Genomic DNA, 380 nt, shown 5'->3' on the forward strand with positions numbered 1-380 from the left:
GAGACTTCGTCCCTGAAGACAGGGCTTTACGACCCGAAGGCCTTCTTCACCCACGCGGCGTTGCTCCGTCAGGCTTTCGCCCATTGCGGAAGATTCCCCACTGCTGCCTCCCGTAGGAGTCTGGGCCGTGTCTCAGTCCCAGTGTGGCCGGTCACCCTCTCAGGCCGGCTACCCATCGTCGCCTTGGTGAGCCGTTACCTCACCAACTAGCTAATGGGACGCGAGCCCATCCTTCAGCGGTAGCTTGTTCCAGAGGCCACCTTTCCTCCCTGCTTCATGCGATGCAAAGAGTGTACCAGGTATTAGCACCACTTTCGCGGTGTTATCCCTGTCTGAAGGGCAGGTTGCTCACGCGTTACTCACCCGTCCGCCGCTAAGCC

1 rRNA gene is annotated in these 380 nt (G+C 60.0%); it reads right to left on the reverse strand.

The window, feature by feature from the left end:
* Positions 1–380: ribosomal RNA gene (locus tag JDF658_RS12515) — 16S ribosomal RNA — on the reverse strand; the annotation flags it as partial.

It is taken from the genome of Carboxydocella sp. JDF658 (assembly GCF_002049395.1).
Lineage (GTDB): Bacteria > Bacillota.